12 protein-coding genes are annotated in these 13,201 nt (G+C 71.2%); all 12 read right to left on the bottom strand.

Annotation, left to right across the window (positions count from 1 at the left end):
* Positions 1–44: 44 nt before the first annotated feature.
* Positions 45–2,237, bottom strand: a complete 2,193-nt coding sequence (locus FVE25_RS43210; protein WP_157253312.1) for a RelA/SpoT family protein — start codon at positions 2,235–2,237, stop codon at positions 45–47.
* 127 nt (positions 2,238–2,364) lie between these two features.
* Positions 2,365–2,874 carry an adenine phosphoribosyltransferase gene (locus FVE25_RS43205; protein ID WP_157253311.1) on the bottom strand — a complete coding sequence of 170 codons (510 nt, stop codon included), beginning with the start codon at positions 2,872–2,874 and terminating at the stop codon, positions 2,365–2,367.
* An 80-nt stretch (positions 2,875–2,954) separates the two neighbouring features.
* Positions 2,955–3,935, bottom strand: a complete 981-nt coding sequence (secF, locus tag FVE25_RS43200; RefSeq protein WP_157253310.1) for a protein translocase subunit SecF — start codon at positions 3,933–3,935, stop codon at positions 2,955–2,957.
* A gap of 1 nt (position 3,936) precedes the next feature.
* Positions 3,937–5,754 (bottom strand): protein translocase subunit SecD, encoded by a 1,818-nt coding sequence (gene secD, locus FVE25_RS43195; protein ID WP_246268339.1) that lies wholly within the window; start codon positions 5,752–5,754, stop codon positions 3,937–3,939.
* A gap of 44 nt (positions 5,755–5,798) precedes the next feature.
* The gene (gene yajC, locus FVE25_RS43190) at positions 5,799–6,185 is read right to left on the bottom strand and encodes a preprotein translocase subunit YajC (protein WP_157253309.1); all 387 of its coding nucleotides are present in this window, start codon (positions 6,183–6,185) and stop codon (positions 5,799–5,801) included.
* Positions 6,186–6,526: 341 nt separating this feature from the next.
* Positions 6,527–7,699, bottom strand: a complete 1,173-nt coding sequence (gene ruvB / locus FVE25_RS43185; protein WP_246268337.1) for a Holliday junction branch migration DNA helicase RuvB — start codon at positions 7,697–7,699, stop codon at positions 6,527–6,529.
* Positions 7,696–8,316, bottom strand: coding sequence for a Holliday junction branch migration protein RuvA (gene ruvA, locus FVE25_RS43180; protein WP_157253308.1), 621 nt, complete (start codon positions 8,314–8,316; stop codon positions 7,696–7,698). Before ruvA ends, ruvB begins: the two co-directional genes overlap by 4 nt.
* Entirely contained in the window at positions 8,313–8,957 is a 645-nt protein-coding gene (ruvC, locus tag FVE25_RS43175; RefSeq protein ID WP_157253307.1) for a crossover junction endodeoxyribonuclease RuvC, read from the bottom strand. The genes ruvA and ruvC overlap by 4 nt, the downstream gene beginning before the upstream one ends.
* 111 nt (positions 8,958–9,068) lie before the next feature.
* A complete protein-coding gene (locus tag FVE25_RS43170) occupies positions 9,069–10,226 on the bottom strand; it encodes a GNAT family N-acetyltransferase (protein WP_246268328.1) in 1,158 nt (385 codons plus the stop codon).
* Between the two features lie 9 nt (positions 10,227–10,235).
* Positions 10,236–11,795 carry a hypothetical protein gene (locus tag FVE25_RS43165; protein ID WP_157253306.1) on the bottom strand — a complete coding sequence of 520 codons (1,560 nt, stop codon included), beginning with the start codon at positions 11,793–11,795 and terminating at the stop codon, positions 10,236–10,238.
* 21 nt (positions 11,796–11,816) lie between these two features.
* Complete coding sequence (locus FVE25_RS43160; protein WP_157253305.1) at positions 11,817–12,569, bottom strand: YebC/PmpR family DNA-binding transcriptional regulator; 753 nt, start codon at positions 12,567–12,569, stop codon at positions 11,817–11,819.
* Between the two features lie 3 nt (positions 12,570–12,572).
* Positions 12,573–13,187 (bottom strand): pyridoxal 5'-phosphate synthase glutaminase subunit PdxT, encoded by a 615-nt coding sequence (pdxT, locus tag FVE25_RS43155; protein ID WP_281367968.1) that lies wholly within the window; start codon positions 13,185–13,187, stop codon positions 12,573–12,575.
* Between the last annotated feature and the right edge of the window lie 14 nt (positions 13,188–13,201).

Here is a 13,201-nt window from a genome sequence, read left to right as displayed (position 1 = left end):
CCGGCGCCTTTCGCGACGCCCGGTTCGGGGGTGCCCGGTGGCCCTCAGCCGCCCGCGCCGCTGACCCGGTAGACGTCGAAGACGCCCTGGATGCTGCGCACCGCCTTCAGCACGTGCCCCAGGTGCTTGGGATCGCCCATCTCGAAGGTGAACTTGCTGATCGCCACCCGGTCCCGCGAGGTGGTGACGGACGCCGACAGGATGTTGACGTGCTGGTCCGACAGCGTCCGGGTGACGTCGGAGAGCAGGCGCGGCCGGTCGAGGGCCTCCACCTGGATGGCCACCAGGAAGACCGAGTCCTCGCTGGGCGACCAGCTGACCTCCACCAGCCGGTCGGGCTGCTCCTTGAGCTGCTGCACGTTGCTGCAGTCGGCCCGGTGCACCGAGACGCCGTGCCCGCGGGTGACGAAGCCGACGATCTCGTCGCCGGGCACCGGTGTGCAGCACTTCGACAGCCGCACCCACACGTCGGCGTCGCCGGCCACGACCACCCCGGCCCCGCCGCCGCCCCGCGGACGGCCCTTGAGGCGGGTGGGCAGCGAGGTCTCGGCGATGTCCTCCTCGGCGCTCTCCACGCCCCCGATGGAGGCCACGAGCTTCTGCACGACCGCCTGGGCGGCGATGTGCCCCTCCCCCACGGCCGCGTACAGGGCGGAGACGTCCGGATAGCGCAGATCGCGGGAGAGCGCCAGCAGCGCCTCGCCGGACATCAGGCGCTGCAGCGGCAGCCCCTGCTTGCGCATGGCCCGCCCGATGGCCTCCTTGCCCGCCTCGATCGCGGTCTCCCGGCGCTCCTTGGAGAACCACTGCCGGATCTTGTTGCGGGCCCGGCCCGACTTGACGAACTTCAGCCAGTCGCGTGACGGGCCGGCGTCCGGCGACTTCGAGGTGAAGATCTCGACCGTGTCGCCGTTGCCCAGCCGCGACTCCAGCGGCACCAGGCGGCCGTTGACGCGGGCGCCGATGCAGCGGTGGCCCACCTCGGTGTGGACGGCGTAGGCGAAGTCGACCGGGGTGCCGCCCTCCGGCAGCGCCACGACCTGGCCGCGCGGGGTGAAGACGTAGACCTCGGAGACCGACAGGTCGAAGCGCAGCGACTCCAGGAACTCACCCGGGTCGGAGGTCTCCTTCTGCCAGTCGAGAAGCTGGCGCAGCCAGGCCATGTCGCTGCCCGGCTTGACCTTGCCCGCGGGCGTGGCGGCGCCGACCTCCTCTTTGTACTTCCAGTGGGCGGCCACGCCGTACTCGGCCCGGTGGTGCATCGCGTGGGTGCGGATCTGCAGCTCGACCGGCTTGCCCTCGGGACCGATCACCGTGGTGTGCAGCGACTGGTACATGTTGAACTTGGGCATCGCGATGTAGTCCTTGAACCGGCCCGGCACCGGGTTCCATCGCGCGTGGATCGTTCCGAGGGCCGCATAGCAGTCGCGCACGCTGTCGACCAGGACTCGGATGCCCACCAGGTCGTAGATGTCGTCGAAGGCGACGTCTCTGGCGATCATCTTCTGGTAGACCGAGTAGTAGTGCTTGGGCCGGCCCTTGACCACCGCGCGGATCTTCGCCTCGCGCAGGTCGCCCGAGACCTTCTCGATGACCTCCTGCAGGAACAGGTCGCGCCGCGGCGCCCGCTCCGACACCATGCGCGCGATCTCGTCGTAGCGCTTGGGGTAGAGCATCGCGAAGGCGAGGTCCTCCAGCTCCCACTTGATCGTGTTCATGCCCAGCCGGTGCGCCAGCGGTGCGAAGATCTCCAGCGTCTCGCGGGACTTCTGCTGCCGCTTGTGCTCGGGCAGATAGCGCATCGTGCGCATGTTGTGCAGCCGGTCGGCCAGCTTGATGACCAGCACCCGGATGTCGCGCGACATCGCCACGACCATCTTGCGCACGGTCTCGGCCTGCGCGGCGTCACCGAACTTGACCTTGTCCAGCTTGGTGACGCCGTCGACCAGCGAGCCGATCGTGTCGCCGAAGTCGCCGCGCAGCTCCTCCAGCCCGTAGGCGGTGTCCTCGACCGTGTCGTGCAGCAGCGCGGCGCACAGCGTCTCGTCGTCGGTGCCCAGCTCGGCCAGGATCGTGGCCACGGCCAGCGGGTGGGTGATGTACGGGTCGCCGCTCTTCCGCTTCTGGTCGCGGTGGTGGTAGGCCGCCACATCGTAGGCACGCTCGATCAGGCGCAGGTCGGCCTTGGGATGGGTAGCCCTGACCGTCCGGAACAACGGCTCCAGCACCGGGTTCATGGCCCCACCCCCAAAGCGCCGCCGACGCGTCGAAGAAGATTCCGTTACGTCGGGCACGACCACATCACGGGGCACACAGACTCCTTACGTGTGAGTCCAGATCCCCCAGTGTATCCAGGTGGCGAACTCAGACGGTCAGCAGGGCGTGCACGTCCACTCCCGGCAGCCGCTCACGCCCCTTGAGAAAGGCGAGTTCCATCAGTACGGCGACGCCCACGACCTCGGCGCCCGCACGTCGTACCAGCTCCACCGTGGCCGCCGCGGTGCCGCCCGTGGCCAGCACGTCGTCCACGATCAGCACCCGGTCACCCGGCGCGAAGGCGTCCCGGTGCACCTCGATGGTGGCCGAGCCGTACTCCAGATCGTAGGACTCTTCGAGGGTTTCGGCGGGCAGTTTGCCCTTCTTTCTGACCGGCACGAATCCGGCGCGGCTCCGGTAGGCCACCGGCGCGGCCAGGATGAAGCCCCGCGCCTCGATCCCGACGATCTTGTCGACCTCGGCCAGCCCGGCCAGTTCGTCCACCACGACCGCGAACGCCGTCGCGTCGCCGAGCAACGGCGTGATGTCCTTGAACAGGATGCCCGGCTTGGGGTAGTCGGGCACGTCCCTGATGAGGGTCAGGGTCCGCTCGTCCATAGAAGGCTCCTTGTGTCATCCCATGAGACGGCGAAGCCCCCGCCCCGTCGACCGGGGCGGAGGCTTCGCCGGACCAGTCCTCAGCCCTTGGCTGCGGCCGTCTTCTTCGCCTTGCCGCCGCCGGTGGCGGCCAGCCTGCGCGCGATCGCCTGGTACTTCGGCTCGCGCTCCTTCAGCGTCACCAGCAGCGGCGTCGCCACGCACAACGAGGAGTACGTGCCGACCACCATGCCGACGAACAGCGCCAGCGCCAGGTCCTTCAGCGTGCCCGCGCCGAGCAGGGTGGTGCCGATGAACAAGATCGCCGCGACCGGGAGGATGGCCACCAGCGAGGTGTTCAGGGACCGGATCAGCGTATGGTTCAGCGCGTCGTTGGCCGCCTGGGTGTAGGTCTTCTTCGCCGTGGTGCCCAGCTTGGCCGTGACCTCCTTGATCATGTCGAAGACGACGACCGCGTCGTACAGCGAATAACCGAGGATCGTCAGGAAGCCGAGCACGGTCGCCGGGGTGACCTCGAAGCCCGACCAGGCGTAGACGCCCGCGGTGATCACCAGGTCGTGGAAGAGCGCCACGATGGCGGCCAGGGCCATCTTCGGCTCGAAGGCCATGCTGAGATAAAGGATGATCGCCAGCATGAACACGCCGAGGCCGATCAGGGCCTGGTTGGACACCTCGCCGCCCCAGGAGGCGCCGATGGACTGGATGTCGACCTGCGAGGCCGGGACCTTGTAGTCGGCGACGACGGCGTTCTGCACCTTGGTCACCGTGGCCTCGGGCAGCGTCTCGGTGGTGACCCGCCACCGGTCGCCGGCCGTCTGCACGATCGCCTGGTGCACGCCCTCGTCGAGGAAGGTCGCGCGGACTTCCGCCACATCGGCCGCGGGGGCCTTGAAGGAGAAGACCGAACCGCCCCTGAACTCCACACCGAGGTTCAGGCCGTTGACCACGATCCCCAGGATCGAGATGGCCAGCAGCAGGCCCGACAGGGAGTACCAGAGCTTCTGCTTGCCGACGAAGTCGACATCGATCTCGCCCCGGTAGAGGCGACGCCCGAGTCCCATGTCATGCCTCCTGCGGGGTCTTGAGGTGCGCCGGCTCGGCCGACATGCGCTCGGCGTCGAGACCGGACAGCGGGTGCCCCTTGGCGAAGAACTTCAACCTCGCCAGCAGGGCGATGAGCGGCTTCGTGAACAGGAACACCACGACGATGTCGATCAGCGTGGTCAGGCCCATCGCGAAGGCGAACCCGGCCACACCGCCCACGGCCAGGAAGTACAGCACGACCGCGGCGATGAACATCACGGCGTCGGCGATCAGGATCGTGCGCCGGGCACGGACCCAGGCCACCTCGACGGCCGCGCGAAGCGTCCGCCGACCTTCCTTCATCTCATCACGGATGCGTTCGAAATACACGATGAAGGAGTCGGCGGTGATGCCGATCGAGACCACCAGGCCGATGATGTGCGGCAGCGACAGCGCGAACCCGCCGTTGGCGCCGAGGACCACCACCGACTCGTAGGTGAGGATCGTGGCCACCACGAGGCTCAGCACCGCGACGATGCCGAGGCCGCGGTAGTACAGCAGGCAGTAGACGACCACGAGGGCCAGGCCGATGGCGCCGGCGATCAGGCCGCCCATGAGCTGGTCGGTGCCGAGCGTCGAGGAGATCGTCTCCACCGAGCTGCGGTTGAACTTCAGCGGCAGCGCGCCGTACTTGAGCTGGTCGGCCAGGTCGGTCGCGGTCTTCTGGGTGAAGCCGCCGGTGATCTCGGCGCGGCCGCCGGGGATCGGGCCCTGGATGACCGGCGCGGTGATGACCAGGCCGTCCAGGACGACCGCCACCTGGTTGCGCGGGGCCTGCGAGCCGAAGGCGACGGAGGTCAGCTTGCTCCACTCGGTGGCGCCGGCGCTCTTGAAGTCGAGCTGGACGACCCACTCGTTGCTGCCCTGGCGCACACCCGCGCTCGCGGTGGAGATGTCGGTGCCGACGACCTTGGCCACGTCCAGGATGTACTTGGCGGAGCCGTCGTCGGAGCAGGCCGCGAACTGCTTCTTGGGGTCGTCCTGGACGCCCTGGCCGCGGTTCTTGGGGTCGGTGCAGTTGAGCGCCTGGTAGCTCTTGAGCACGGCCGGGTCGACGCCGGAGGTGTCGATCTGCGGCTGCTCGGGCTGCGCCGGCTGCGACGGCTGGGCGGACGGCGCCGGGGTGGTCTTGCCGTCCTCCTTCTTGTCGTCCTTCTTCTCGGACGGCTTGCCGGAGGGCTTGGCGGTGTCGGCCGGGGTGGGCGCCGGGGTGGTGGGGGAGGTCAGCGCCGACGACAGCGCCTTGCCGGTCGGCGAGGCGGTGGGCGTCTGCTGGGGGGCGTTCGCACTCGGCTTGGCGCTCGGCTCCTTGGACGGCTTCGCGGTGCCGCTCGGCGTCGCACCGGGCGTCGCGCTGGAGGAGCCGGAGGGGCTGGTGCTCGGCTTGGGCGCCTCGGTGGTGAGCTGCTCAGGGGCGGCGGCCTCGACCGCGAGCACCTGACGGAAGCGCAGCTCCGCCGTGGTGCCGACCAGCTTGATGACCTCCTCCTGGCCCTTGCCGGGAACGGAGATGATGATGTTGTTGCCGGACTTGGCAACCTCCGCATCGGAGATGCCGGTGCCGTTCACCCGGTCGCGGATGATGCTGACGGCACGGTCGAGCGACTCCTGGGAGGGAGCCGCGCCGCTGAGCGTGACGGGTGACAGGGTCACCGTCGTTCCGCCGGCGAGGTCGAGACCCAGCTTCGGCGTGAACGCCTGCTGCAGGAGCATCGTCCCGCCCAGGGCGAGGATGAGCGCCAGGAGCAGCAGGAGCGTGCGCCCCGGTCTGCTGTGGCGGCTGGTCGGTCGGGCCACGGGTCGTCAGTTCTTTCGGATTAGGGGTATATGTCGCAGCCTAGTCAGGACTGCTTGGTGCTCGAGTCGCCGTTCTTCGTTTCGTCCTTGACCTCGTCCGCCGCGTCGGCGACGGGCTCGTCGGCCGTGTCGGCCTCCGGCTCGTCCTCGGCCGGTGCGTCGCCGGGGGTCAGGACACGGCCGATGGCCGCCTTGACCCACCGGGTCTCGATGCCGGGCGCCACCTCAAGGACCACATCCTCATTCTCGACCGCCACCACGGTCGCGAACAGACCCGTGGTGGTCATCACCCGCGTACCGGGAGTGAGCGAGTTCTGCATCTTGACGGCTTCCTGCTGCCGCTTGCGCTGCGGGCGGATGAGCAGGAAGTAGAACACCACCACCAGAAGTACCAGCGGCAGGATGCTTCCGAGGGATCCCAGGTTGTCCATTAGGGGCGACCTTCCATTGTCGTACAAGAAGTTGACACCGGCCTCGCGCCGGAAATTCCGTGCGTTGATCGGGGCCGCGCCGCTCAGCCCGTCAGCCTACACAGCCAGCCAAGCCACGGAGTGTAGGCGGTTGTTGCGAAACGCGGCAACGAGGCAGCGATTCGGCGCGCGGGGAAGTTCCCAATTTGCAATGGTTGCAACCGTTCTGTGACCGCTGTCCCGGACACGGCGTGTGACCGCTGTGCGGGCGACGGCACGTGGCCCCGTCGACTCACCCCCGTCGACTCACCCCGTCGACTCGCCCCGGCTCGACCGCCCCGCCGATCGTCAGGCCTGCCGCATCACAGAGGCCCTCCCAGGTCGTCCGGCCCGAACAGGACGGCGCCGAAGGCGTCCGGCGGCGGGGTCAGCCCGAGGTGGGCCCAGGCGGCCGCGGTCGCCACCCGGCCGCGCGGCGTCCGGGCCAGCAGGCCCTGCCGTACCAGGAACGGCTCGGCGACCACCTCGACCGTCTCGGGCTCCTCCCCCACGGCCACCGCCAGCGTCGACAGGCCCACCGGCCCGCCGCCGAACTTGCGCAGCAGGACCCCGAGCACCGCGCGGTCCAGGCGGTCCAGGCCCTCGGCGTCGACCTCGTAGAGGTTCAGGGCGGCGGCGGCCAGATCACGGGTGATCACGCCGTCGGCGCGCACCTCGGCGAAGTCGCGCACCCGGCGCAGCAGCCGGTTGGCGATGCGGGGCGTGCCGCGCGAGCGCCGGGCGATCTCGTGGGCGCCGTCGCCGGGCAGGTCGACGCCCAGCAGCCGGGACGACCGGGCCAGCACCCGCTCGAGCTCGGCGACCTCGTAGAAGTCCATGTGGGCGGTGAAGCCGAAGCGGTCGCGCAGCGGCGCGGGCAGCAGACCGGCCCGGGTGGTGGCGCCGACCAGGGTGAACGGGGCGATCTCCAGCGGGATCGCGGTGGCGCCCGGGCCCTTGCCCACGACGATGTCCACCCGGAAGTCCTCCATGGCGAGGTACAGCATCTCCTCGGCGGGGCGGGCCATCCGGTGGATCTCGTCGATGAACAACACCTCGCCCTCGGCCAGCGTCGACAGGATCGCGGCCAGGTCTCCGGCGCGTTCCAGCGCCGGGCCGGAGGTGATGCGCAGCGGCGCGCCCAGCTCAGCCGCGACGATCATGGCCAGGGTGGTCTTGCCGAGCCCCGGCGACCCGCTCATCAGCACGTGATCCGGCGGCCGCTGCCGGCGCAACGCGCTCTCCAGCACCAGCGACAACTGCTCGCGCACCCGCCCCTGGCCGATGAACTCCGCCAGCCGCTTGGGCCGCAGCGCCGCCTCGATCTGCAGCTCGTCGCCCCCGAGCTCGGCCGAAACCAGCTCCCGCTCCAACCCGCCGGACCCGCCGTACGCGGCATCCCGCTCCAACCCGCCGGACCCGCCGTACGCGGCATCACGCTCCGGACCGCCCGGCCCGCCGTCCAGGCCCCCGCCGGCGTCGTGCCACTCGCTCATCGCACGCTCAACGCCCTCAGCGCGGCCTTGAGCAGGGCGGCGACCTGCGGCTGGCGGCCCTCGGCCACGGCGGCCTCGGCTTCGGGGGCGACGGCGGCGACGGCCTCGTCGGCGTCCTTGCCGGAGTAGCCGAGGCCGACCAGCCCGGAATGCACCTGCTCGCGCCAGGCGGGCCTGACCGCGTCACCGGCGATGGCGGCGTTGACCATGGCCTCGGGGGTGCCCAGGCGGTCCTTGAGCTCCAGCACGATGCGCTGGGCGCCCTTCTGGCCGATCCCGGGCACCTGGGTGAGCGCCTTCAGATCGGCGCTGGAGACGGCCACCCGCAGGGCGTTGGGCGTGTGCACGGCCAGCATCGCCAGGGCCAGCTTCGGCCCCACCCCGCTGGCGGTCTGCAGCATCTCGAAGACGGTCTTCTCGTCGTCGGTGGCGAAGCCGAACAGGGTCAGCGACTCCTCCCGCACCACCAGCGAGGTGGCCAGCCTGGCCTCCTCCCCGACGCGCAGCCCCGCCAGCGTGCCCGGCGTGCAGTGGACCAGGATGCCCACCCCGCCGACCTCGACGACGGCGCCGTCGGGGGCGACCTGCGCCACCCTTCCCGCCACGGACGCGATCACAACCCCACACCCTTTCCAGTGGTACGGCCGGCCGCCCCGCCACCCGGAGCCGCCGAAGATCCGGGACCCGGGTCACCCGGGCCGCCGCCCCCACGCCGGGGCGCCAGCACGCGGGCCGCGGCGCGGGAGGTCTGGGCGCGGGCCAGGGCCTGGGCGAGGCGCTGCTGGTTGCCGCCGCGCCAGACGTGGCAGATGGCCAGGGCGAGCGCGTCGGCGGCGTCGGCGGGCTTGGGCATCTCGCTCAGCCGGAGCAGCCGGGTGACCATGGCCCCGATCTGCTTCTTGTCGGCGGTGCCGCTGCCGGTGATGGCGGCCTTCACCTCGGACGGGGTGTGCAGCGCCACCGGCAGCCCGCGGCGCGCGGCGCACAGGACGGCGATGCCCGCCGCCTGGGCGGTGCCCATCACGGTGCGGACGTTGTGCTGGCTGAACACGCGCTCGACCGCGACGGCGTCGGGGCGTACCTCGTCGAGCCAGCGCTCGATGCCCGCCTCGATGCCGACCAGGCGGGCGCCGAGCTCGTCGTCGGCCGAGGTGCGCACCACGCCCACCCCGACCAGGGTCAGCGCGGCGCCGGGCCGTCCCTCGACGGCGCCCACGCCGCACCTGGTCAGCCCGGGATCGACGCCCAACACCCGCACCGCACGCCCCCTCGATCGCCGAACACCTGTTCGGCACGGAACTCTACCTCCGATCCCCGGCCCGCGCACCGCGAACACGCGCTATGACCGGGCTTCGACGTCCCCTGCGGTTCAGAAGTAGTCCAGCATGTACGGCCGGCCGGCGAACACGGCGTCCAGGGTCTCGTCCGCCTCGTCCGGCCCGGCCAGGAGCCCCGCGCGCCGCAGGGTGGCGGTGGGCACCCCCGCGTACAGGGCGGCCATCCCGCCCGCGCCCAGCCGTGCCGCCTCCCGGGAGGGTCCGCCGGCGGCGGTGGCCGTACCGGATCCGCCGGAGACCTCCAGCCGCCACGCCCCCGAGTTGCCCGGCCGCTGCGCGTCCTCCACCTCCAGCAGCGCCGACGCGGTGAGCGCGGAGGGGTACCCGCGGCGGGCCACGGCGAGGGGCAGGTCGATCAGCCGGTGCATCCAGCGCACCTGCTTGGCCGTCTCCTTGGTGCGCTCGCCCGTCAGCCACAGCACGGGGTCGTCCGGCGCGACGGCGGCGGTGACGTGCCGGGCGATGGAGGAGGCGCTGCCGATGAGCGACCACAGCGCCCTGCCGGTCTCCTCGGAGGCGGCCACGACGGCGTCCACCTCCAGGTCGCCGTCGGACCAGCGGTAGACGGCGTAGCCGTCGTCGGCCAGGTAGAGGAAGTCGTCCTCCTCGGCCAGCCATACGCGCCAGGTGCGCTCGTCCCAGGTGATGGGGCCGCTGGCGCGGGATTCCGCGTGGGCGCGGCCGATGACCGACAGGAGTTCGGGGGCGTCGTCGGGGCCCATGCGGCGGAGTTTGACCTGGCCGTTGTGGCGGATGCGGCGCAGGGCGTCGGCCGGCAGGGTGATGAGGTTCTGGGCGCCGGCGTGCTCGTAGCCGAGCGAGCGGTAGATGGGGGTGGTGGCCGGGTAGAGGGCGGAGACGGCGTCGCCCAGGTCGGCCGCCCTGTCGATGAGGGCCGTCATGAGGGTGGTGCCGACGCCGCGGCCGCGGTCCTCGGGGTTGACGGTGACGCCCGCGACGCCGGCCATCGGCTGCGGCCGGCCGTGCCACCACTGGGTGAAGGCGCGGATACGGCCGGCGGCGGCGAGCCGGTCGCCGTCGAAGACGCCCAGGTAGCGGCCTTCGGCCATGATCGGCGGCATCGCCTTGAGCCAGAGTTCGCGCTCGCTGGGAGACAGCGGGCCGAAGGAGCGTCTGCGTATGTCGAGGATGGCGTCAAGGTGGTCGAGGGTCAGATCACGTGTGTCCACCGGACCAAGCTACTTGCCGACGCTGATGGCCAGGCGATCCAGGTAGAGCAGCTGGGCGGCGACGGCGGCGGCCAGGGCGACGAGGATGACCGGCAGCGGGGTCATCAGGCCGACGTCGGGACCGCCGCCCCGGTAGGCGCCGAGGGAGGCGCGCAGCATGACGACCGCGGGGCCGGACTCGGTCTCCCGGGAGACGAGGGTGGGCCACAGGCCGTCCTGGGCGTTGACGAGGGTGACGGCGCCGGCCAGGACGCCGGCCATGGGCAGCGAGGGCACGACGACGCCGCGCAGGAAGCCGGTCCGGGCGTTCTGGGCCAGGCTCCGGCACACCAGCGTCAGCACGAGCAGCGCGGGAACGCTGACGAGCAGGGGCGGGATGACGGCGGCGAAGGTGCCCACGAGGCCGAGGTCGCGCACGAAGGACCAGCCGGCGATGCTGAGCGGCCCGGTGCCGACCAGCAGCCAGGGCGCGAACGGCAGCAGGAGCCACTCGCTGCGCCGGCCCAGGGGACGCAGGCCGCCGATGCCGAGCGCGCCCAGATAGGCGACGCCGACCGAGACCAGGGCGCCGATGAGGGCGGGCAGCCAGGTCCGTACGTGAGTGCCGAGGGTGGCGGGCGCCGGCTCCGCCGTCCCGGACAGGGCGAGGAGCCAGGGGGCGGCGAGCGCCAGACCGGCGAGCGTGACGAGGACCAGGGCCAGGATCCCCGCGAGCCGGCCCGCGGGGGTGGCCGGGGTGGTCCCGGTGGCGACGTGGATGCGCAGGCCGGTCAGCACCACCAGGAGCACCACCACCAGGCCCAGGATCCCGGCCAGGACGCCGGTCGTCGTGGCGATTGCGGCCGCCGAGCCCAGGCGCCCGATCATGAAGCCCTCGGAGACCATCAGCGCCCCCAGGGTCTCGGTGCCCGTGGGGCCGCGCCGCGACAGCGCGCCGGAGAAGGTGTACGCCTGCAGGCCCACGGCGAGCAGGGTGAGCGCGACGACGGCGGCCATGACGGCGGTGGCCGGGAGCGGCCGTTCGCCGCGCAGGGCGGGCAGGTAGGCCAGCGTCGCGGTGGCGATGACGACGCCGAACGTCATCGCCCCGATCGCCGGCGGCAGCAGGAGGGCCGCGGAGTCGCCGAGCAGGCCGCGCAGGAACACGGCGAGGGTGGATGCGCCGCGCATGGCGCCGAGCCAGGCGGCGACCACGGCCATCGGGGAGAAGGTGATGACGGCCAGGGTGAGCACGACGCGTCCGGCCCGCCGTACCCCTGCTCCGCCGCGGTCGAGGGAGACGGCCAGCACGGGCGCGAACGCGACGGCGACCAGCAGCGGGACCAGCGTGAACAGAACCGAGAACAGCAGCGCCCGCCAGAAGACGGGCCCGCCGAGCAGCTGCGCGTAGGCGGCCAGGCCGATGAACTCACCGCCGTCCGCGCGCAGCAGGAGGCGGCCCGAGCGCATGCTGAGCAGGATCGTCTGGACGCTGGGCACCACCAGGGACACCACGAGCGCCAGGACGGCGGGCGTCAGGAGTAACCAGCCGAGCGCGGCCGGGGGGCGGGAGGCGGGGGCCGGGATCATGGCCCCTCACCCTAATGCCCGCTATGCGTCGAGCTTCTCCATGATCTCGTCGGCGACGTCGAAGTTGGCGAAGACGTTCTGCACGTCGTCGCTGTCCTCCAGCGCGTCGATGAGGCGGAAGACCTTGCGCGCGCCGTCCTCGTCGAGCGGCACGTTCATGGTCGGCAGGAAGCTGGACTCGGCCGAGTCGTAGTCGATGCCCGCCTCCTGCAGCGCCTTGCGGACCGGGACCAGGTCGCCGGCCTCGGAGACGACCTCGAAGGAGTCGCCGAGGTCGTTGACCTCCTCGGCGCCGGCGTCGAGGACGGCGGTGAGCACGTCGTCCTCGCTCAGGCCGTTCTTCGGGACGATGACGACGCCCTTGCGGTTGAACATGTACGACACCGAGCCGGGGTCGGCCAGCGAACCGCCGTTGCGGGTCAGCGCCACGCGCACCTCGGAGGCGGCGCGGTTGCGGTTGTCGGTGAGGCACTCGATGAGGACCGCGACGCCGCCGGGCGCGTAGCCCTCGTACATGATGGTCTGCCAGTCGGCGCCACCGGCCTCCAGACCGCCGCCGCGCTTGCGGGCCCGCTCGATGTTGTCGTTGGGCACCGAGTTCTTCTTGGCCTTGAAGATGGCGTCGAAGAGCGTGGGGTTGGCATCCGGATCAGGGCCACCGGTCCTGGCCGCCACCTCGATGTTCTTGATGAGCTTCGCGAAAAGCTTGCCGCGCTTGGCGTCGAGCGCGGCCTTCTTGTGCTTCGTCGTCGCCCATTTGGAGTGGCCGGACATTACCTAGAGCTCCCTCACCATGTTTACGAAGTATTCGTGCACGCGAGCGTCCCCGGTCAGCTCGGGGTGGAACGATGTCGCGAGCAGAGGCCCTTGGCGGACCGCGACGATCCTATCTCCCGGAGGCGCGGTAGCCAGCACTTCAACCTCCGAACCCACCGATTCCACCCAAGGGGCGCGGATGAACACGGCGTGGATGGGGGCGCCGGCGAAGGACAGGTCCGCTTCGAAGGAGTCGACCTGGCGGCCGAAGGCGTTGCGCCGCACGACCATGTCGATGCCGCCGATGGTCTGCTGGCCCTCGATGCCGTCCTGGATGCGGTCGGCCAGCATGATCATGCCGGCGCAGGAGCCGTAGGCGGGCATGCCGGCCTTGACCCGCAGGCGCAGGGGGTCGAGCATGTCGAAGATCTCGGCCAGCTTCCACATGGTCGTGGACTCGCCGCCGGGGACGACCAGCCCGTCGACCGCGTCCAGCTCGGCCGGCCTGCGCACGGGCACCGCCGTGGCGCCTGCCGCCTCCAGCATCTGGACGTGCTCACGCACGTCGCCTTGGAGCGCGAGTACACCGATCGTGGGCACGCTGGTCCTTCCGTCCTGGTCCGGGGTTCGCATCATTCAACACCATCGGG

The organism is Nonomuraea typhae, assembly GCF_009760925.1.
Classification (GTDB): domain Bacteria; phylum Actinomycetota; class Actinomycetes; order Streptosporangiales; family Streptosporangiaceae; genus Nonomuraea; species Nonomuraea typhae.
The sequence above is the reverse complement of the archived record's forward strand: the minus strand, read 5'-3'. Positions and strand labels throughout refer to the sequence as shown.

Excerpts from the sequence above, each read along its gene's own strand:
- FVE25_RS43210 (WP_157253312.1), bottom strand. The coding sequence starts at position 2,237 with ATGAACCCGGTGCTGGAGCCGTTGTTCCGGACGGTCAGGGCTACCCAT.
- FVE25_RS43205 (WP_157253311.1), bottom strand. The coding sequence starts at position 2,874 with ATGGACGAGCGGACCCTGACCCTCATCAGGGACGTGCCCGACTACCCC.
- secF (WP_157253310.1), bottom strand. The coding sequence starts at position 3,935 with ATGGGACTCGGGCGTCGCCTCTACCGGGGCGAGATCGATGTCGACTTC.
- yajC (WP_157253309.1), bottom strand. The coding sequence starts at position 6,185 with ATGGACAACCTGGGATCCCTCGGAAGCATCCTGCCGCTGGTACTTCTG.
- ruvB (WP_246268337.1), bottom strand. The coding sequence starts at position 7,699 with ATGAGCGAGTGGCACGACGCCGGCGGGGGCCTGGACGGCGGGCCGGGC.
- FVE25_RS43165 (WP_157253306.1), bottom strand. The coding sequence starts at position 11,795 with ATGATCCCGGCCCCCGCCTCCCGCCCCCCGGCCGCGCTCGGCTGGTTA.
- FVE25_RS43160 (WP_157253305.1), bottom strand. The coding sequence starts at position 12,569 with ATGTCCGGCCACTCCAAATGGGCGACGACGAAGCACAAGAAGGCCGCG.
- pdxT (WP_281367968.1), bottom strand. The coding sequence starts at position 13,187 with ATGATGCGAACCCCGGACCAGGACGGAAGGACCAGCGTGCCCACGATC.